This window comes from Limnothrix sp. PR1529 (genome assembly GCF_002742025.1).
Taxonomy (GTDB): Bacteria; Cyanobacteriota; Cyanobacteriia; order CACIAM-69d; family CACIAM-69d; genus CACIAM-69d.
This window is the reverse complement of record NZ_LIRO01000065.1, coordinates 13,430-32,801: the sequence shown is the minus strand read 5'-3', so window position 1 is coordinate 32,801 and position 19,372 is coordinate 13,430. Positions and strand designations below refer to the sequence as shown.

Sequence of the window (19,372 nt, the reverse complement as noted above, 5' to 3'; positions counted from 1 at the left end):
CATGGCGTGAACCTTCATCCATCAGTCTCTCTACTCTATCAATCCCACATTAGATTGACGTACGACCAATCGCCAGCTTTTGGTGCGGCTACTGTCCTGTTTGGGTTTGCAAATTCATGAAGCAAGCAACGGTTTAGAAGCGATCGCCCAATGGCAAGATTGGCAGCCCCATCTGATTTGGATGGATTTGCGAATGCCAGGATTAGATGGTTATGCCACAACGCGAAAAATTCGCACTCTGGAGCAACGGCGTTGGGAAAGTCAGCATCAAGCACCCTTTTCCTTAACCACGATCATTGCCATTACGGCCCAGGGGTCTGCCGATGATCCTTCGCTGGCGATCGCAGCCGGTTGTAATGACTATATGAGCAAGCCTTTTGCCCTCGATGAACCCTTTCAGATGATGGCAAAATATTTGCCCTTAAAGTACCGTTATGCAGAACTCAGAACCGATGCGCCCGATCGCTCCGTCAGCTCCCTAGGCGCGATCAACCAGTCACCCACCGTGGATTTATCGGTGATGCCCCAGGCTTGGATTGCCGCTTTACACCATGCGGCCCTTACCTGTTCTGATCAAACCATTACTCAACTCTTGCAACAGATTCCTAGCCCTTATTACGACCTCTTTCAAACCCTGACCCACTTAACGGAAAACTTTGCTTTTCCGGAAATTGTCCAACTGACCCAATCGGTTTTGGATAGTCGATCGAGTGGCGCAGCGGGCGATCGGGAACCATCCTCCTCTTCAATCTCTTTCCTGGGTTAAGGGCTAGGTGGTGCAACGGTTCCAGTCATCGAACTGGGCGATGACTGGATGACCGGTTGAGTGGGATCCGGTGCAACAGAATTCTTACGCCCTGGATCGTCTTCCGTACAAAGGGGTAGTTTTTGGATGATCTCTCGGCTTGTGCCGCGCATCACAGCGCTGGTATCAACACAGGTCGCCATCCGTCCTTGCCCCACTTGGAAGAACCATTCATATTCTGTGAGGGTTTCCGGCCGCGATTTTTGCACACAGATGTTGTATTCCGCAGTGGCTTCCGTCTCCCGTTGTTCTTCACGATAAATTTGAGCCAGCAAGCAATGGGAAAGACCTGTGCCAAGCTGTTTTTCGGGAAAAGATTCATCTTCTCTAATGGCACGTTTCAAGACAGATTCCGCACCGATATAATCCCGTTGCCACCAACGCAACCACCCCAAATTTCGGTAGATTTGATAGCGCTGGTTAGCAGCATCAATGGTTGATAGACCCCTCATGTCAATGCGGTGCAGTGCCAGTTTTAAAAGGGCTTCAACTTCCGAGGTTTGTTGATTGCGAAGTAACTTGTCGGATCGGTTCGTTTTCAGCAACAAAGAGAACTGAACTCGTGCCAATCGACTGAGGGCGATCGGGTCGCCTTGGTCAGCCACTTGCCGATAGGAATCGCCAGCTTCTTTGAGTTGCCCCAGGGATTCATAAACCAATCCCAGCCCCAATGAGGCTTCGTCATTGTTGGGCATCAGAGAAAGCGTTTTCTGATAATTTACACGGGCTTCCTCTAGCTCGCCCTGTTGATAGTGCTGATTGGCCGCGTAGTTAAACCACCGGGGCAAACCGTCTTGGGCGGCCCACATGGACAAAGCGCCAAGGGTGATGGAAAAGGCGGCGATCGCCTCGCTATACCACTGGCCGGGAATCGAAAACCTCGCGCAAAACTGTTTGAGGGCCTTGGTTCCTTCGGGGGTGAGCACGCCACGCCCCAACACAGCCAGCCCGGTCACCTGGCCGGCGCTGGCCAGGGCTTCTCCTAAGCCAAATCCCCCGATCGAGAAAACCGGCAGGATGGTGCTGGCGGCACTGGCAGTGGCCAGGAGGGACACAACGGACACCCCCCGCCAGAAAATTTCCCGTCGTCGGGTTGCAATTTTGGGCTTGGAGCCTTCGGCTTCGGGAAACCACCACCAGGCGTTAGGGCCAGGATCAAAGGTATCTCGCCAACGGGGCAAGGCTGCAATGGCCAGAAATTTTGAGTCCAGGGTTGCCAGGCGACGATCGAGCGCGTCGATTTCTGAAACGGTGGCGGCTTCCAGTTGCTGATGCTTTGCCAAGTCCTTGAGGATGGCTTGCAAGGTATCTCGATCGCACAGAATGTCGAGTGCTAATTCATCACGAACCGTTGGATCAAGATCTTTTTGAGCAAATCGCTCAAGCTGTTCGGTCAGATGCGCAACTCGCTCCTGAAACGTCGGAGCATCCGAAACTGAAGCAAAGCTCAACTCACTTCTCCCAAAGACGATGACAAACCCTAAGCAATGCTGTTAAGCATGAGTTGGTCTCGTTTACTCATAATGCTGACTCATAATATTACTAATCAACCCTTGGATTAATCAGTAATTTCACGGGGCCGATCGGGCACTGGGCCACCAGTAGTGACTGATCGATCGCCCATCGCGGTAAATTTCGGGGGCTTCCAGGGGGCCCAACAGGATCGATCGCTGCACGACATCGGGTTTGCGCCGGGCCAGCCGATCGGGCACGCCCCACCCATAGACCATGTGGCCACGACCCAAAATGGTCACCACCCGATCGCCCGGCCGTTGCAGCAACCGAGCAATGCCCGCCGCCATGGTTTCGTCCCAAGCGGCCTGAGCGGCCAAAAATCGGTTAAAGCGTTCCGTGCGATCGGCACTCCCAGAACTCTGGGCGCTACTTTGAGCGCTACTTTGGGCGCTGGCTCCGTGCTGTTGATGAATTTCGTCATAAATTTCTCGCAGCCAGGCCCGGTAACCCGCAGACCCCAGTTGCAATTCATTGGGCGGGGGCAACCATTGCCAAGCCTCAGCGGGGAGCGCATCCCAGCCCTGGCGACCAATTTGGCGAGTCACTTCCACGGGCAGGTTCAAGGCCACCACGGCCACACCCCGATCGCGCGCCCACCGCAAAATCGGCGCAATAATTTCCCAGTCAAATCCCCAGCGTTGGTCAAATTCCGTGCGATCGCGCAGGGTGGTTTCGTCAATCCGCCCCGCCAAGTAGTCATCCAAGGCCGACTGGAACGGTTGTTGAAACATTTCCAGCGCAATGATCAGTCGGCCGGGCTGACCCTGGCGCGAAAAGTTTTCCACCTGTTGAAAAGTCCTGTGGATAACCTCCAATTTGATCGGCACATCGGCGGATCGGTCGTGAACTTCCCCCAGATAAATCACTTGCGATCCAGCCAGGTCGGCCCAGAACCGATCAAAAACCCCCGGATCACCCGGATTAATTAAGAGGTCTTGTGCCAGTTGTGGGTTAGGCGTGGCAGGAATGGCGATCGGGGCGCTGCCCGGAGCACTCGCCAAAGTGCTGAGGTCAGTCACGGACGGCGACACCCCCATCGGGGCTGGTATCGGGGCTGATTCTGCCCAAACAGGAGCCGCCCAGCAGCAGGCGATCGCCCCCACAATCCCCAGCCATTGGCCCAACGGAGGCAAAAACTGCCGCAAAAGCCGCTGATTTTGGAAATTCGAGCTATCCCTTGTCAGTTGCATTTCACTGGGCTTCCTGGGGCTTCTAGAAACCGCAACGGGCATGATCTTCAATATTTAGCCCACGCTAGGAAATTCCAAAGCAAGGGCAACTGAACTAGCAATTAACACCAACAACATCAAGCGATTAACGCCTGCGGTCAACCTGAACCTAGCTCCGCACCTGCACCGGCATCACCAAATGGGTTGCCTTTGCGCCACCCAAGGGCGTGATCACCACCGGGCTGGTGGGCGTGTTCATTTGAAGCTGAATCTCTGTCGTGGTCAGGTTTTTCAGCGATTCCATCAAGTACTTGACGTTGAAGGCGATGTCGATGTCCTCGCCGGAAATTTGGGCCGATTCGATCGTTTCGCGACCGCTGCCCGCATCTTGCGCATCGGCTGAAATGCCTAGACTTTGGTTCGTTGCGTCGATCGAGAACTTGACGATGTGGTTGCTCTTTTGGTCAGCAATTACCGAGATTCGATCGAGCGCCCCCAGCAACAACTTCCGCTCCACGGTCACCTGGCGATCGAACTGGCGGGGGATGAGCTGGTTATAGGCCGGGTACTGCCCTTCCAGGGTGCGGCTGGTGAGGTAATAATCTCCCCACTGCAAGGCCAACTGCCCCCGATCGCAGTACAGGGCCACCGGTTCGCTCGACTGCTGCGCCGCCAAAATCCGCTCCAGCTCCCGCAGCGTCCGACCCGGAACCGTCACCGCAAAGGGTTCCACCGTGCCCGTTTCCGTCTCTTCGTCCTCCACCATTGCCGCCCGCACCACCGCCAGCCGGTGGCCATCGGTCGCCGCAAACTCCAGGGAATCGGTCTCCACCGACAGGTGAACCCCGGTCAAAATCTGCTTCGTTTCGTCGTTGCTGGCGGCGAACAGGGAACCGCGCATCCCCTCCAACAGCGCCGCCACCGGCAGGTAAACCGCTTCGCCCGTTTCCACCACCGGCAGGGTTGTGAATTCTTCGGCGCTCATGCCCTGAATCTGGTAGCGGCTGGACTGGGCGGAAATTGCCGCTGAGCAGTCCTCGTTCGCATCCAGCGACACCGTGCCGTTGGGCAGCTTGCCCACAATGTCCGCGAAAAGCTTGGCCGGCAACGTGATTTCCCCAGAATCTTCCACTTCCGCCGGGAAGCTGGTCTGAATGCCCAAGCTGAGGTCAAAGGCGGTCAAACTCACGCGCTGAGTGCCCGCATCGCAGGTCAGCAGCACATTGCCCAAAACCGGGTGCGTCGGCCGTGACGGGACGGCACGGCTGACCAGGGACAGGTTGGCACTCAGGTCGCTTTGGGCGCAAAGCAGCTTCATGGCTTCTGGGGCTTGGGTTTCGGGGCTGTTCTGTGGAAAACGGCGACCGCCGCCGGGGGAAATTTGGCCCCGATGAGCAGCCCTGAGTTTAACCCAAAATCGCCGTTTTGGCCATCGGGAGCAACCCGTGACTTTGCGGCCCGATCGCCCGCTGGAAAGTCGAAGCGCGATCGCAACAATCAAAGCCTGGCTTGGGTTTTAGCCGTTTTCAAAGGGTTCGATCGCCCTCAAGCTTGCCGATCGGCTCGGCCTCAAGCGCAGCGAACTTTGAGCGCTCAGATCCTGATTCTGTCTGGGTTTTAGCCGTTTTCGGATCCGTCAACCGCTGGGTTTCAAACTCAGCCCAGCTCGAATCCTGTCGTCTCCAGTCCCTAGCGGCCACTGCCTCACCGGTCGGTTGCGATTCCGGCTCGATCGACTAGGCTAAAAACTGGATCCTGAGTTCGAGAGAAACAGACCGTCTCCCCGAAGAATTTTGGCCGTTTCCAAGAAAATTTTTGGGCTGGACTATCTATTTCTTCTTCTCTTTCTTATTTTTTAAATAGATAGTAGTAGTAGGGCCCTGTGGAAATGTGGAAAACTCAAAAAAATCCTTATTTTATGAACCTTTCAGCGATCACACCCTGTGGAAAACCCTGTGGAAAAAGGGGGGGTGTTTTTCCACAGGGTATTTATACTTAGTCAAGTTTTCCACAGACACTTTTTTTTTTCCACAGAAAGAGGGGTATTTTTCCACAGGTTTTCCACAGAATAGGGGTATTTTTCCACAGGTTTTCCACAGGTTTTGCCCCGATCGGGCAGTTTTCCACAAGGGGGTCAGGTGATCACCCCTTACCTGATCAAGCACAATTTGTTATAAAGTTAAAGATTTTGAATTTTGCAATTTGCCCACAATTGATGGGTAACCTAAATTGGGTTTTGAATAATTGATCCAAAATCTGTCAGAGCGTATTTTGAATATCGTACATTAATTGGCTGCAAAAGTTGCCCGATCGGGAAATGGGTCGATCGGGAAGTGGGTTGATCGGGAAAGTAGGTCGATCGGGAAATGGGTCGATCGAAATTAATCAAAAAATCTTGGAGTCGATCACGGTTGGGGTGATCGATTCGTGATCAATCCGTTCATCAACCCGCTGACCAACTGGTCAACGCAATGCACCTGGATCGACCCCGACAACACCGCTCATTCCCATCGCCCATCCCATCAAGACACTGTGACAGTTGCCCAGCGCGATCGCCCTCGGCCCCAAGGAATTTAAGTGATTTAAGCGTGATCCTGAGGTCGTGCTTCCCTTAATCAGCCGTGGGCGGCTCTGAAGCGCTGGGAGCCGTGCTGGGTTTGGAAACCAGGATTTTATCAACCCGGTTGCCATCCATATCCACCACCTCAAACCGGAAGCCATTCCAGTGGAACGTGTCCGTGGCCTTGGGAATGTGGCCCAACGAAGCAATCACGAAGCCCGCCACGGTTTGGTAGCGTCCTTCCCGCTCACCGGGCAGTTCAGCCATATCCAATTCATCGCGCATCCGCTCGATCGCCAACATCCCATCCACCAGCCAGGAACCATCCTCCCGCTGCACCACCTTGGGCGTGTCTTCCTCATCCACATCGGTCAGGTCGCCCACGATCGCTTCGAGCATGTCGTTGATCGTCACCAACCCTTGCACCACGCCGTATTCATCCACCACCAAGGCAATATGCAGACCCGTTTCGCGGAACATCTCCAAAATCCGCAACGTGCCCGTGGTTTCCGGCACAATCAACGGCTGACGCAGGCAGTCCGTTAAATTCAGGGTCTGATTCATCAGGGTTTGGGCCAACAGGTCGTTTACCTGAATGAACCCAACGACCTCATCCAAACTGTCGCGACAGACGGGGAATCGCTGGTGGTGGCTGTTAATGATTTGCTCGATCGTCTCGTGCAAAGGCGCATCCAAATCCAGCCACACCACCTCTCGGCGGGAAGTCATCACGGAGCTGACGGGGCGATCGCCCAGAGACAACACCCGCTCTACAATTTCCTGCTCGGCTTCTTCGACCGTGCCCGCTTCCGTGCCCTGTTGCAACAGCAGCTTAATTTCTTCTTCCGTCACCTGCGGCTCGCTGGAAACCGTGGTTCCGAGCGATCGCACAATCAGATCCGTGGAATGGCTCAACAAATAGACCACCGGAGCCGTAATCCGCGACAACCACCGCATCGGTAGCGCCACATTGGCCGCAATCTGTTCCGGGTTGCCCAGGGCCAACCGCTTGGGAACCAGCTCGCCCACCACCAACGAAAGATAAGTAATGCCCGCCACGGTGATTACCACCGACAGGGCCCCGCTCATGGGGGCTAATGGCGGCACGGCTTCCAGGATTGGCCGCAACTCCGCCGACAAAGAAGCGCCCCCAAAAGTCCCCGTGAGGATGCCGATCAGGGTGATGCCAATCTGGATGGTGGATAAAAACTGGTTGGGCGATTCCGCCAGGGCCAGGGCTGCGCGAGCCGCTCGATCTCCCCGTTCCGCTCGGTTTTGCAGGCGCGTCTTGCGGGACGAGACGATCGCCATTTCCGACATTGAAAAAATCCCGTTCGCAACCGTCAAGGCCGCAACGATCGCCAGTTCGGTAAGGGCAGAACTCATACGGGACGAGACAACAACATCGGTGATGGCTTGCCGGCCGGGCAAGAAGCGGGCGATCGCCCAGAGGGGGCAAATTTACACCGTAATCCTACTACTTCTTATCCCGTCTTGCCCCGATGTGGCTTCGGCGTTGCCGCTGGCCTGGGGGCGATCGCGCTGCCTGACCGGGCCGAGCGATCGGCGGCAACCGGTTAAATCACCTCGATGACCAAGCCCTCCTCAGCCGTGGGCGGCTCAAAGAAGCGCGTGACTTCGTGAAACATCGCCTCCGTGTCAAATTGGGCGCGATCGGGTTGTTCTTGGCGGCGCTGGGCAATGCGGTCTAGACAGGTTCGATCGTCCACATCCAAATAGATGAACCGATAAGCCAAATCATGCTCGCGGATCAGCTCTTGGAACCAAGCCCGCTGGGTTTTTGTATTAGCGGGAAAGTCCATCACGACTGAGAGTCCCGCCTTCAGCAACGTTGCCAAGTGCTGTTTAAGTAAGCCTTTCAAGCGGCGAGAATACTGGATATAGTCTGCCAATCCTTGGATTTCCTGGGGATAAAGCTGACTGAGCCAGTCATCTTCTGAAATCAAAATTGCGTTTAACGTTTGGGCAATTTGGCGTGATTGGGTGGATTTTCCCGCCCCCATCTTTCCACAAAAAAAGATCAATATGCCTTGGGGTTGCATGGGTTAGTTGCTATCTACAAAAGCCGATAAAGTTCCACGATTTCCCGATCGGGATCCACCAGCAGGGCCACCTCAGCGCCCTGCTCTAAATACATGGTGAGTTTTTCGCGCAACTTCACCACCCGATCGCTCTGGGATTTAATTTCCACCACCAAGTTGGGCACAACCTCCGCAAAATATCGAACCCTGCGGGGCATTCTGGCCCGAGAAACATAGGACACATCTGGAGCGGTCAGGTCACTGTTCGGCAAAATAAAGCCACTGCTAGAGTTGAACACCATTCCGAGCCGACGGCGATCGCCCTTTAATCAACCTCAAAACCCATCGGGATGCGATCGCACCAAGCGCCAAAGACCTGACCCCAAACAATAAAGCGAAATCGCCGCCAACAGCGCTCCCCAAAACCAATAGGGCAACCAAAGCTGCTTGGCCATTTGTCCCGTATCCGAGACCATCGCCACACCCTGAATTGTGCAGTTTTCAGTGAACAAATAGTCCAGCCGGGAAAAGGTACTGAGGCAAGCCTGCACACTCAGAAATTGCAGTGCAAAATATTGCACCCAAGGGGATCCATAGAGCGGAATCAACGCGATCGCAACGCCCAAAGCCCCGATCGCCAACACCCCAAACAACGTGCGCACCCACAACAACACCGACAGCAACAGCGCACAACCCAACAAAAACAGCCCCAACTGCACCCGAGGCAAGCGCTTTTGGGAAAGGCGCAACAGCCCGTAGCCAGCCAAAGGCGCACCCAAGGGCCCACCAGCCGACACCAAGGCCCGCCCGATCGGCCCCAACCAAAGCTGGCCGCTGTGTTGAGCCACGCCGCTGCCACTGGGATGGAGTAACAGCGTCTCAAACCGCCCGCCCAGCAGCATCGCAGCAACCCCATGACCCATTTCGTGGAACCAAGTCGCCAGAATCGAAAAGGGGTACAAAATTTGGTGACCCCACGGCAGTTGCCACAGGATCACCGTCGAGATTGCCGCTCCGATCAGCCACAGGTGTTGGGGCGATCGCACCCAGGGCAAACCAGCATCATGATTCGGGATGGGGCGTTTAGGATCCGACATAGGCTGGGGGGAGCAAAAATCGTTGAGCCATTGCTGTGATCAAGCTAATCCTAACGTTATGGGAATGTCACTCATCGCAGTCAACAGTAGAATTTTTCAAGAATCTAGATGGCCAATGAGTTTAGCGAGAAACTAATAGAACTTCTGAATGATGTAAAGCAGTGGACGATCTAAATAAATCTTCAAAAATTGCTTTAATGACTGGCACAGATACAGAATTTCCTAGTTGATGATAGGTCGCTATATCATCAGTATGCAACTGAAAGTCATCAGGAAAACCCTGAAGTCTTGCACATTCCCTTGGGGTAATTCGCCTTGGAATTCCGTTCTGTACAACACCTAGACGATGAGAATCGCTAGCAGTGAGTGTAATAGAGATGCTATCAGGATCTAGAAACTTAAATACCTCAAACGACATGTTGCCGCATTTGGGATTGTACTTATTGTCAATGAATCGCAAATAACCTTTGCTCACTAAGTTCTGCAAAAGGTTTTCGAGATTTGGCTGATTCCAGAAGGTTTTAATTTGTTCTAACGTTAGAGCTTTTCCATCTTGATGTGTACCAAAATGCTTTTTGCGGCGATTTTCAATAATGGCATTCATTAAATCTCTCTCTTCAAGGGAGCAATTTCCCTTGAGACCCAAATCCCAGGAATGAATTGAGTTACCACCTCGATAATCAATCAAACGAAAACCATGCAGAGTTTCTAAAGGTTTGCCATTGAGAGCAAGACGTAATTGCTCCGTGAATGTTTCTGAGCATTGATATCGTGGATCGGGGTTGCGCTCTAAAATATCTCGAACACAACAGTATTGTGATTGATTAAGAAATAAATCAATTTGAGAAAATGTTTTTTTAAATTGATGAGAATCTGGAGTTCCCACATTCGATTGTAGGGTTAACTTGGGTTCATGATCTAAAACACCAACAATGTAAACTCTTACTCGATTTTGTGGAACACCAAAATTTGAGCTATTTAGCAATAAAGTTTTAGTGCAATATCCCAATGCTTCTAATCTTTCGATGACAGTTTTATAAGTTCTGCCGGAATCATGGGTTGTGAATCCTCTAACATTTTCTAATAAAAGAACTTTGGGCTTCTTCTCTGAATTAGAAAGCAGTCTTTCGATTTCAAAAAAGAGTGTACCTCTGGTGTCAGCAAAACCTTTCTGCTTGCCAGCATAGGAAAAAGACTGGCAAGGAAAACCTGCTAAGAGAATGTCATGGACTGGTAAGTGATCAATAGTTCTAATATCCCCATAAGGCTCTTCACCAAAATTAAGTTGATAAGTTTGCTTGGCTTTTTCATCAATTTCGCTGGAGAAAACACAATCTTCTTGCAGTCCGTGTTGTGCAAGAGCTAGCTCTAGCCCTTTCCTCATCCCGCCAATGCCTGCAAACAAATCAACAAACTTGATCATGCTTGTTCTCTTAAGTAATCTAGATTTCGAATATTTTAAAGATTTTTGACTAAGAATTCGGCTAGCTTCTGAATGCTCTCTGGTGACATAGTAGAAATGAAATCACTGTTTTCCAGAAGAATATTAATAGCACTCTTACGAATTTCGATATTGCCAACCCCGTCAATGACATAACAGATTTTATGATTTTCACTGTGAGCACTTGCCAAAAGAGAAGATGAATCTCGGGCTTTTCTTTCAATAACGCTATTAGTCGTGACTTGAAAACTAACTTCAATGCCACAATATCGATTTTGAGGAGACTGAACAACAATATCGAAGTTCGTTTCTCGTTGATCTTGAGTGTGCGAGACCCGTGGTAGAGACGAATCTTTGTGTAGCTCCCAATTGGATGGAAGCAAAGCTTTAAGATGGTTCAAGACATAATCTTGAGCCAGATGTCCAAGATCATTAGAAGTTGCACCAGCAACTTGACGACTCACTCGAAGATAGTTTTCTTTTGCAAAATTATCTAAATCTTGACATTTACCGAGTAAAGATCCGAGAATACATTTTTCTTTAATATCGCCTGGTAAGGTATCGCAAACTGCAGACGAGCTAAATAGTAGCAACATGGCTACATCTTGCATAATATCTGTTATTTTTCGATCAGACTTATCTTTGGTGAGAAGGCTTTGAGCATCAACACTTAAAGCTGAATTACTCAATGAGCATTTTGTTTGAATTTTTTTAAATGAGTATTCTTGAATTTGTCCCTGCCACTCAAATTTTAAAACTCCGTTGGGAAAATACCGAGATAAAGGGGGCAGCTTATTTAGTGCTTCTCCTCCTAAATCACTAGCAACCATCAAATGTTTTAGAAATAAGGAGCCTGATAGAAGACGGCTCTGTTCGAGTCCGCCAATCCAAGCTTCTGGGTGGCTGTCACAAACTTTCAGCAACGAGATGAAAGCGTCTTGAGTTTTTAAAAGAATTGGAAGTGTGCTTTTATGACCTGCTAGTTGAAGCAACTCCGTTGGCCAGTGGAGAATTGCTTCAGCTTGTAGGTCTGCTAGGGTTCTGTGCTTTGAGGACATTGCTCCCATCAAGAGTTGCTAACTTAGACACTGCAACGGCATGAGGAGAAGGGCAAAAGCTTATCGCCCCATGCCGTTGCTGGCTAATCCTAGCTCACGCTCGCCGGTAAGCGCAGGTCGATCGCCTGGGATTGGATATCGAGCAGGGTTTCGCCGTTGTCGGCGACATCCACCAACACCCGATCGCCTCCCTTGATCCGACCCGACAGAATCGCTTCTGCCAGGGCATCTTCCAGCAGTTGCGTCACCTTGCGGCGCAGCGGGCGGGCCCCCAAGCTACTGTCGAAGCCCTCATCGGCTACCTTGTCCTTGAAGCGATCGCTCGCGGTCAGGCGAATGTCTTGCTCCACCAGCCGATCGGCCACTTGTACCACCAACAGATCGACAATTTGCCGCACTTCCGATTTTTCCAAGGGGCGGAACACCACCACTTCGTCTAGTCGGTTCAGGAACTCGGGGCGGAAGAAGTTTTTCAGCTCATCGGTGACCCGATCTCGAATCGCTTGGTAACGACCCTCGGCGCTGTCGCTAGCGAGGCCAAAGCCCAGGTTCGCACCGCCCTTGGCGATCGCCTTGGCCCCCAGGTTGGAGGTCATCACAATCAGCGAATTGCGGAAACTGACCACCCGCCCTTGGGAGTCCGTCAGCCGCCCTTCATCGAGCAACTGCAACATCAGGTTGAACACGTCCGGGTGGGCTTTTTCCACCTCGTCAAACAGCACCAGGCTGTAGGGGCGGCGGCGCACCGCTTCCGTGAGCTGGCCGCCATCGCCGTAGCCGACGAATCCCGGCGGGCTGCCGATTAGCTTCGAGGTGGATTGGGGTTCCATGAATTCGGACATGTCGATCCGAATGATCGACTCATCGGAGCCGAACATGAAGTTAGCCAACGCTTTGGCTAGTTCCGTTTTGCCCACACCCGTGGGGCCGAGGAACAGGAAGCTGGCGATCGGGCGCTCCAGGTTCCGCAGGCCGGAGCGGGCCCGGCGCAGGGCCTTCGAGACCGCTTCGATCGCCTCGTTTTGCCCAATCAGCCGCTCGTGCAGCTTGGCTTCCAGGTTCAGCAGTTGTCCCACTTCCGCCTCCGAAAGCTGCGTTACCGGTACGCCTGTCCAGAGGCTGACGATTTCGGCGATGTCTTCGGCGGTAATCGTCGGGCGGGGGCGATCGGTGGCGGGGGTTTGACGGGCGATCGCCAGTTCTTCCGTGATCACCAATTCCCGATCGCGCAGCTTGGCCGCCGTTTCAAAATCTTGGTTTTCCACGGCTTGCTCTTTTTCCTCGACGGTTTGGGCCAGTTGCTGCTCCAAATCGCGGATGTGAGCGGGCTTTTTGCCAACGCTGACGCGGGCCCGGGAGCCGGCTTCGTCGATCAGGTCGATCGCCTTGTCGGGCAGGAACCGATCGGCAATGTAGCGATCGGCCAAGGTGACAGCCGCCGCGATCGCCTCATCGGTCATCAGCACGTTATGGAAGGTTTCATAGGTGCTGCGGAGGCCGCGCAAAATCTCGATCGCCTCGGCTGGGGTCGGCTCACCCACCTTCACCGGCTGGAATCGCCGCTCCAGGGCCGCATCCCGCTCAATATATTGGCGGTACTCATCCAGCGTCGTTGCGCCCAGGCATTGCAACTGACCGCGTGCCAGGGCCGGCTTCAGCAGGTTGCCCGCCGACAGGCCGCCCTGCATACCGCCCGCACCCAGCAAGGTGTGAACTTCATCAATGAACACAATCACGTTTCCGGCCCGCTGCACTTCGCTGACCAGTTCCTTCAGCCGCTCTTCAAAGGCTCCGCGATATTGCGTGCCCGCCAGCAACCGCCCCATATCCAGGGAATAGACTTGCTTATCCAGCAGGGTTTCCGGCACATCGGCCAGGGCAATCCGCTGGGCCAAGCCCTCGGCGATCGCGGTTTTGCCCACGCCCGGCTCACCAATCAGGATCGGGTTATTTTTGGTGCGGCGACCCAGGATTTGCACCACGCGCTCAATTTCCCGATCGCGCCCCACCACAGGATCGAGCTTGTCCTCGATCGCCGCCTGGGTCAGGTTGGTGCAGTAGGTGGCCAGAATGTTGCCGCTGTCGGTGCGATCGCCCGTGGACTCTCGCCGGGACTCGCCCCGATCGCCCGCGGCCACCGCCGCCGTTTCCCCCAGCAACCGAATCAAGTTGATCCGCAATTGATCGGGATCCACATCCATACTCCGCAGCACCTTCACCGCCGAGTTGTCCCGATCGCGAATAATCGCCAATAACAAATGCTCCGGAGCCACCACCTTTTGGCCCTGTTGACGCGCTTCGGCCAAGGCCGCCTCAAACAGGGCCTTCACCTTGGGCGTAAAAGGCACTTCGTCCGGAACCATCCCCGCGCCGCGACCAATCAGCGCTTCCACCCGGGCCCGGGCCCCCTCCAGGGTGACCCCCGCTGCCGCCAACAACTGAGCCGCCGGGCTGGACTGTTCACCCAACAAACCGAGCAGGATTTGCTCACTGCCCACAAGGCGGTGGCCCAAGCGGCGAGATTCTTCCTGGGCGAGCAAGATGGCTTGGATGGCGCGATCGGTAAAGTACTCAAACATGGTGCAGAGAGGGGCAAGAGGGCAAGATTACGCAGTTGGACGGGGTTGGCTCGTGGTGGCGGAGCAATCACCAAAGGTCATCATGGGCAGATTGCAGTGAGCAGACCAAATGAACAGACCAAATGAACAGACCAAGGGATCCAAATAAGCCAAATAAATGGATCCATGGACAGATCCCGGGGATTCGTCATCAACCAAGTCAACAGCCCAACAATGGGCTAGCAACAGGCTCACAGCGGCTCCTTAGCCCCAAATCAGTACCGATGTTTTGAGCTAGGGGGTGGGAAACTGTGAATAAATGTTTACAACCTTAAAACTAATCTAAAGGATTCTGTATAGCCTGGCGCGATCGCGCGGGTACGGGAATTGCGACAAGGGTAGAGGCAATGGGGGGCAAGACCCCTCATAGAGGTGTTAAAGTGCTGGAATCCAAAGGCTGGCATCCCCTCCTGAGCCACGATCGCCCTGGTTGGTGAACAATCCGGCCGGGTTTGATTTCCCCCCAACCGGCCCCAAATCGTCGGCATGAGCCTTGGTTTGGTCATGATTGGGTTTTGATTGGGTTTTGATCAGGCATAGATCTCGCGTTAGTCGTTTTTGATTTACGTCTTCATATCGATTTACGTCAATTCACGTCAATCGGCATCCCGATCAAGCCCCGCATGGGCGGGTATGGTGATTCACGATGCATCCTCTGGTCGGGCTGGGCCAAGAACACAGAACACCCATGGGTCAGGTTTCTTTTGATCGTCTCTACCGCTATGCGGAACTGTCGGAGATTTTGCAGAGCTACGCGGCCGCATTTCCGCAGCTTGTCCAATTGGCATCGATTGGCCGCAGCTACGAGGGCCGGGATATTTGGTTACTAACCATCACCAATCGCGAGACGGGGCCCGATCGCCACAAGCCAGCCCTCTGGGTGGATGGCAATATCCACGCCACGGAACTTGCGCCTTCCACGGCCTGCCTCTATCTCCTCGACTTTTTGACAAAGCACTATGGCAGCGATCCGGACGTTACCCGCTGTCTGGATTCGCGGACGTTTTATATTTGCCCTCGCGTCAATCCCGACGGAGCCGAGCTGGCCCTGGCCGATCGCCCCAAATTTGTACGATCGAGCACTCGACCCTACCCGGGCGATCGGTTGGCGGGCGGCCCCAGCGAACTGCAAATGGAAGATATCGATGGGGACGGGCGGATCCTTTGGATGCGTGTGCCCGATCCGAATGGGGCCTGGAAAGTGTCCGATCGCGATCCCCGATTGTTGGTGCGGCGCGACCCGATCGAAACCGGCGGCACTTACTATCGACTGCTGCCGGAAGGACGGATCGATCGCTACGACGGCGCGACGATCGCCACGCCACGCCCGATCGAAGGGTTGGATCTAAACCGCAATTTCCCGATGCAGTGGCGACCGGAGCCGGAACAGGCCGGCGCGGGCAACTATCCCACCTCGGAGCCGGAAACGCGGGCGATCGCGGACTTCATTGCCCATCACCCCAACCTGAACGCCGCCGTGGCCTTCCACACCTTTGGCGGTCTGTTGTTGCGTCCCTACAGCCACGCCACCGATATGGAACTGCCCCAAGCGGACTGGCTGAATTACCGGGCGATCGGGCAAAAGGGCACAGAACTGACGGACTATCCCGCCACCAGTGTGTTTGAGGGCTACTGCGACCATCCGAAAAACGTGATGACCGGAGCCTTTGACGATTGGTGCTATGAGGAGCGGGGGCTATTTGCCTGGACGGTGGAGCTGTGGAACTTGCCCCAGGCGGCGGGGGTGAAAACACCGAAACTGCTGGAATGGCTGGACGACCACCCGATCGAGGAAGATTTGGCGCTGCTGAAGTGGAACGATGAGGTGCTGGACGGGCGCGGCTATGTGGATTGGTACGCCTGGGAGCATCCACAACTGGGCAAGGTGGAGCTGGGCGGCTGGAACCAAATCTGTACCTGGCGCAACCCACCGGCTCACCTGTTGGAGCGGGAAATTGAACGGTTTCCCCGCTGGCTGCTCTGGCAATTGCTGATTTCGCCGCGTCTGGAACCGGTGAAGGCCACGGCGCAATCCTTGGGCGATCGGCTGTTTCAGGTGGAATGGGTGGTGCAAAACACGGGCTGGCTGCCAACCAATGGCACGCAAAAGGCGATCGAAAAGGGGGCGGTGCAACCCTGCCGCGCGGCGATCGCCTTACCGCCAGGCGCGGAGCTGATCAGTGGTCAACCGGAAGTGAGCTTGGGTCATCTGGCGGGGCGATCGCACCAACCGACTACGCCCTATTACGACCACATGGATCCGACGGACGATCGATCGCGGGTGGTCTGGCTGGTGCGCGGTGAGCCGGGAATGGTGGTGGAGCTAACGGCTCGGGGCGATCGGGCGGGCTGGGTACAACAGGCGATCGTCTTGCCAAATTCGTAAATCTTTAACAACGATAGAATCAAGAACCCCATCGAAAGCAGACAATACGTGGGAGTGAATTTGCTCCCGAACCTAAAGATTCGGATTGCAGGTTTATGTTTTCCTTGTAAAGCGGTTAGCAATCTGACCCATATTCGATTGAAAATTTCACTTGAAATTCCAAGGTTTTCAGGGATTAGGTTTTGATGGAAGGTCAATTAGTCAAGGCTCCCTACAGCTAATCGCTTCGTGAGCCACGGTTAAAATTAAGACAATGCCTCACCGGTGAGTGATGTAGTGGTATATGCTTCTGTACCAAAGTTACAATTCAGTTACTTGACAACACCCTAACGAGGAGAGTTGTCATATCGTTGCAGCTCAAAATGTAAAGGTATCCTCTTTAAAATCAGGACTCTCAGTCTACTTACGCAGCAACAAATATCCAGGGGTTGGGTTACATAACTAAACTGCCAAAAACGCAAACTTCACGAGTGTCGATCACTAGTACGAGGCATATATGGAGTACTTATTTGCTATTGCTATAGCTGCACTCGTAGCTGTTGTATTTCTTGCGATTTTTGGAAAGGGAATTCGTATATTTGGACTGCGAATCTCATTGCGTGGGATGACGGTCAACTTTGAGAGAAAAGAAGATAGGGAATCTAGCGGTGAGTTATCTAAGGAGAGAAAGCAGACCTCTACTAGATTAGATGAGCTTCAAAATCCATGGGACAAGAGTATTGCCCCGTCCTTGCCTGAGCAAAAAGATCCCCCACCCAACAACCTAATGGGCAAACAGTTTATGGAAGAAGAGTATACATCTTCACTCATCGCTTCCCTTGAACGGAATTATCAAGAAGGTGATCATGTGAATTTTGATGATGGAATATCCCAAGAATTAGAGGAGGGTTGATACATGGTTAGAAGATTATTCTTCAATGGTAGTGATGGTGAAAGTTTAGACAGTCAACGCGATTCTCCTCTTTGCATCTGTCCCCACGGCAGCCCAAGACCTAATTTTTTTCTACCTCCTGAATTTAGCGAAAGAGTCCTGGTACACATCGCGAAGAACTTTGTAGCACATTCTTGCGGAGTAAACATCCCTCTAATTCTTGCGATACAAGGATCTCAGGGCGATGGCAAGAGCGCACAAGTTAAAGAAACTTGTTCAAGAAGCGGCATCTATGTCTATCCAATTTCTGGATCGTTTTTGAGTGGCTCTCATGAAAAAGAGGCTGTGGAGATTCTTGCAGAAGCTTACATCAATGCGTATTCTGTAAGCAGAAATACAAAATGTTTGGTTGTGATACTAATTGACGATTTTGATCTGAGTGTTGCATCTACATTTGATGAGCGTGAGTACACTGTTAACTCCCAGCTTCTAACAGGTTTTCTGATGAACCTTGCTGATGATCCGACAAAGTGCGGCAGAGAAAAAGTGAGCCGCATTCCAATCATCGTTACTGGAAACAACTTCACGTCGCTATACGATCCCTTGACTCGTCACGGACGCATGGACTTCTTCACGTGGTTTCCAACGCATGAACAAAAGCTGGAAATCGTGAAGCATATGTATGGTTCCTGTATAAGCAGACAAGACTTGAGTCGTCTCTCTCAATTGGTTCATGAATTTCATGATGAACCAGTATCCTTTTTTGACGCTCTCAAAAATGACTATCTCAATGACATTATCTCCAGGGTTATCAGGAACAGTGGCAGTCTGAAAATAGGCGAGGTTGAAAAAGCCGCGAAAAGTGCTTTTGCTCAAGGAATAGACGTGGCTCATTTACGGACTCTTGCCATTCAACGTAAAGCAGTGCAGCGGAAAGATTACATCCGGTATCCTGATGTAGCTAAAAATAACCAAGCTTATTATTTACCCGGTCAGTCTGGACAGAATTTCTGAGGACATTTTAGGAGTAGATCTGATGAGCATTAAGATTAAAACCAAACCAGAAATTCTCTTAAGGAGCCGTCTTGAGGTCTTGCATGGAGTTGTTAGGGAATTAACAGAAGGATTTCTGGGTGACCTCAGAGCGCATGGGGACATTTTGGAAACCCTCCAAAAGGGTATAGTTGAGCGTCAGATTCTTGCATGTATAACCTTTTACTACCTTAACTCTGACGAAGAGTTGGAAGGTAAGATCAAAGTAGAAATAGATTGGAGGCAACATCAAGTATTCGCTACTACGGAGGCTGGTAAACAATTCCCTATCGATCGTTCAAAGTCGATCAGAGATCAGATCTCTGGTATCTATTCGGTCATTCTTCAACATACTGATGAGTTGAAGAAAGCTCTTGGAGTTGTTGAGGTTAGAGTTCATTATCGATATAGGCCAGAAATAGAAAGAGACCCCAAGAAGGATGCCGAAGCTATTGCTTTCCTTGGACATGTAAAAAGTGTAGCTCCTCAAAAAGTGTCTAGTCGTGAGCTAAGTGGTGATTCTCTCGTCAAGCTTGAATATTGCTCTCGAAATCTTAGAGAACTCAGGATAAGCATCGAGCACAAGAGACCAAGTTGATCTTTGGTTGATGCTATCGCTATGCCTAGGTAGGGACAGTGTTGGGGCTATTAGGGCTTAGAGATACAAATTGCTTCTAGCCAATGATCTAGTAGTCCTTACCACCTGGCACATTTTAGTTTTAGGGGTTTAGCGGGTCATGAGTCTTGAGTTGGGCGATCGCCTCCAAATCAAGACCCG

Annotated in this window: 17 protein-coding genes and 1 pseudogene; 8 read left to right on the top strand and 10 right to left on the bottom strand. The window is 52.5% G+C overall.

Annotated features, from left to right (window positions below):
* Window positions 1-76: 76 nt before the first annotated feature.
* A pseudogene (locus AMR42_RS10710) lies at window positions 77-766 on the top strand (response regulator); the annotation flags it as partial.
* Here the strand turns inward: AMR42_RS10710 and AMR42_RS10705 are convergent.
* The 3 genes from AMR42_RS10705 to dnaN form a co-directional block, all read right to left on the bottom strand.
* Window positions 763-2,256: a tetratricopeptide repeat protein gene (locus tag AMR42_RS10705; RefSeq protein ID WP_099533446.1), complete on the bottom strand. Its 1,494-nt coding sequence runs from the start codon at window positions 2,254-2,256 to the stop codon at window positions 763-765. The pseudogene AMR42_RS10710 and the gene AMR42_RS10705 sit on opposite strands and share 4 nt — an antisense overlap.
* Before the next feature lie 120 nt (window positions 2,257-2,376).
* Window positions 2,377-3,510 carry a ChaN family lipoprotein gene (locus AMR42_RS10700; RefSeq protein WP_158234447.1) on the bottom strand — a complete coding sequence of 378 codons (1,134 nt, stop codon included), beginning with the start codon at window positions 3,508-3,510 and terminating at the stop codon, window positions 2,377-2,379.
* A gap of 148 nt (window positions 3,511-3,658) precedes the next feature.
* On the bottom strand, window positions 3,659-4,807 hold the full coding sequence (dnaN, locus tag AMR42_RS10695) for a DNA polymerase III subunit beta (RefSeq protein ID WP_099533451.1): 1,149 nt from the start codon (window positions 4,805-4,807) through the stop codon (window positions 3,659-3,661).
* Between the two features lie 72 nt (window positions 4,808-4,879).
* Here dnaN and AMR42_RS19860 point away from each other — a divergent pair, with 72 nt between their 5' ends.
* Both AMR42_RS19860 and AMR42_RS20440 read left to right on the top strand, forming a co-directional pair.
* A complete protein-coding gene (locus AMR42_RS19860; RefSeq protein ID WP_158234446.1) occupies window positions 4,880-5,110 on the top strand; it encodes a hypothetical protein in 231 nt (76 codons plus the stop codon).
* Between the two features lie 806 nt (window positions 5,111-5,916).
* On the top strand, window positions 5,917-6,066 hold the full coding sequence (locus AMR42_RS20440; RefSeq protein ID WP_158234445.1) for a hypothetical protein: 150 nt from the start codon (window positions 5,917-5,919) through the stop codon (window positions 6,064-6,066).
* Window positions 6,067-6,100: 34 nt separating this feature from the next.
* Here AMR42_RS20440 and AMR42_RS10690 read toward each other — a convergent pair whose 3' ends face one another.
* A complete protein-coding gene (locus AMR42_RS10690) occupies window positions 6,101-7,435 on the bottom strand; it encodes a hemolysin family protein (RefSeq protein ID WP_099533444.1) in 1,335 nt (444 codons plus the stop codon).
* 30 nt (window positions 7,436-7,465) lie between these two features.
* Between AMR42_RS10690 and AMR42_RS20435 the strand changes: the two genes are divergently transcribed.
* Entirely contained in the window at window positions 7,466-7,630 is a 165-nt protein-coding gene (locus AMR42_RS20435; RefSeq protein ID WP_158234444.1) for a hypothetical protein, read from the top strand.
* Here AMR42_RS20435 and AMR42_RS10685 read toward each other — a convergent pair.
* From AMR42_RS10685 to AMR42_RS10660, 6 genes are all read right to left on the bottom strand, one after another.
* Window positions 7,627-8,112 carry an ATP-binding protein gene (locus AMR42_RS10685; protein WP_099533443.1) on the bottom strand — a complete coding sequence of 162 codons (486 nt, stop codon included), beginning with the start codon at window positions 8,110-8,112 and terminating at the stop codon, window positions 7,627-7,629. The genes AMR42_RS20435 and AMR42_RS10685 overlap by 4 nt on opposite strands.
* Window positions 8,113-8,126: 14 nt before the next feature.
* Complete coding sequence (locus AMR42_RS10680; protein ID WP_099533442.1) at window positions 8,127-8,393, bottom strand: Uma2 family endonuclease; 267 nt, start codon at window positions 8,391-8,393, stop codon at window positions 8,127-8,129.
* Window positions 8,394-8,426: 33 nt separating this feature from the next.
* Window positions 8,427-9,188, bottom strand: coding sequence for a M50 family metallopeptidase (locus tag AMR42_RS10675; RefSeq protein ID WP_099533441.1), 762 nt, complete (start codon window positions 9,186-9,188; stop codon window positions 8,427-8,429).
* Window positions 9,189-9,309: 121 nt separating this feature from the next.
* On the bottom strand, window positions 9,310-10,611 hold the full coding sequence (dcm, locus tag AMR42_RS10670; protein WP_099533440.1) for a DNA (cytosine-5-)-methyltransferase: 1,302 nt from the start codon (window positions 10,609-10,611) through the stop codon (window positions 9,310-9,312).
* A gap of 35 nt (window positions 10,612-10,646) precedes the next feature.
* Window positions 10,647-11,696, bottom strand: a complete 1,050-nt coding sequence (locus AMR42_RS10665; protein ID WP_099533439.1) for a hypothetical protein — start codon at window positions 11,694-11,696, stop codon at window positions 10,647-10,649.
* A gap of 80 nt (window positions 11,697-11,776) precedes the next feature.
* Window positions 11,777-14,266, bottom strand: coding sequence for an ATP-dependent Clp protease ATP-binding subunit (locus AMR42_RS10660; protein ID WP_099533438.1), 2,490 nt, complete (start codon window positions 14,264-14,266; stop codon window positions 11,777-11,779).
* A gap of 727 nt (window positions 14,267-14,993) precedes the next feature.
* Here AMR42_RS10660 and AMR42_RS21510 point away from each other — a divergent pair.
* The 4 genes from AMR42_RS21510 to AMR42_RS10635 all read left to right on the top strand — a co-directional run bounded on the left by AMR42_RS21510 (window position 14,994) and on the right by AMR42_RS10635 (window position 19,192).
* Entirely contained in the window at window positions 14,994-16,691 is a 1,698-nt protein-coding gene (locus AMR42_RS21510; RefSeq protein ID WP_099533450.1) for a M14 family metallopeptidase, read from the top strand.
* Between the two features lie 496 nt (window positions 16,692-17,187).
* Entirely contained in the window at window positions 17,188-17,583 is a 396-nt protein-coding gene (locus AMR42_RS10645) for a hypothetical protein (protein WP_099533436.1), read from the top strand.
* Between the two features lie 3 nt (window positions 17,584-17,586).
* Window positions 17,587-18,576, top strand: coding sequence for an AAA family ATPase (locus tag AMR42_RS10640; RefSeq protein WP_099533435.1), 990 nt, complete (start codon window positions 17,587-17,589; stop codon window positions 18,574-18,576).
* Between the two features lie 22 nt (window positions 18,577-18,598).
* The gene (locus tag AMR42_RS10635; RefSeq protein WP_099533434.1) at window positions 18,599-19,192 is read left to right on the top strand and encodes a hypothetical protein; all 594 of its coding nucleotides are present in this window, start codon (window positions 18,599-18,601) and stop codon (window positions 19,190-19,192) included.
* Window positions 19,193-19,372: the final 180 nt, after the last annotated feature.

What these genes read in the sequence shown, in the direction of transcription:
- AMR42_RS10690 (WP_099533444.1), bottom strand. Translation starts at nt 7,435, where the DNA reads ATGAGTTCTGCCCTTACCGAACTGGCGATCGTTGCGGCCTTGACGGTT.
- AMR42_RS10685 (WP_099533443.1), bottom strand. Translation starts at nt 8,112, where the DNA reads ATGCAACCCCAAGGCATATTGATCTTTTTTTGTGGAAAGATGGGGGCG.
- dnaN (WP_099533451.1), bottom strand. Translation starts at nt 4,807, where the DNA reads ATGAAGCTGCTTTGCGCCCAAAGCGACCTGAGTGCCAACCTGTCCCTG.
- AMR42_RS10700 (WP_158234447.1), bottom strand. Translation starts at nt 3,510, where the DNA reads ATGCAACTGACAAGGGATAGCTCGAATTTCCAAAATCAGCGGCTTTTG.
- AMR42_RS10665 (WP_099533439.1), bottom strand. Translation starts at nt 11,696, where the DNA reads ATGGGAGCAATGTCCTCAAAGCACAGAACCCTAGCAGACCTACAAGCT.
- AMR42_RS10635 (WP_099533434.1), top strand. Translation starts at nt 18,599, where the DNA reads ATGAGCATTAAGATTAAAACCAAACCAGAAATTCTCTTAAGGAGCCGT.
- AMR42_RS19860 (WP_158234446.1), top strand. Translation starts at nt 4,880, where the DNA reads ATGAGCAGCCCTGAGTTTAACCCAAAATCGCCGTTTTGGCCATCGGGA.
- AMR42_RS10680 (WP_099533442.1), bottom strand. Translation starts at nt 8,393, where the DNA reads ATGGTGTTCAACTCTAGCAGTGGCTTTATTTTGCCGAACAGTGACCTG.
- AMR42_RS10645 (WP_099533436.1), top strand. Translation starts at nt 17,188, where the DNA reads ATGGAGTACTTATTTGCTATTGCTATAGCTGCACTCGTAGCTGTTGTA.
- dcm (WP_099533440.1), bottom strand. Translation starts at nt 10,611, where the DNA reads ATGATCAAGTTTGTTGATTTGTTTGCAGGCATTGGCGGGATGAGGAAA.
- AMR42_RS10675 (WP_099533441.1), bottom strand. Translation starts at nt 9,188, where the DNA reads ATGTCGGATCCTAAACGCCCCATCCCGAATCATGATGCTGGTTTGCCC.
- AMR42_RS10640 (WP_099533435.1), top strand. Translation starts at nt 17,587, where the DNA reads ATGGTTAGAAGATTATTCTTCAATGGTAGTGATGGTGAAAGTTTAGAC.
- AMR42_RS21510 (WP_099533450.1), top strand. Translation starts at nt 14,994, where the DNA reads ATGGGTCAGGTTTCTTTTGATCGTCTCTACCGCTATGCGGAACTGTCG.
- AMR42_RS10660 (WP_099533438.1), bottom strand. Translation starts at nt 14,266, where the DNA reads ATGTTTGAGTACTTTACCGATCGCGCCATCCAAGCCATCTTGCTCGCC.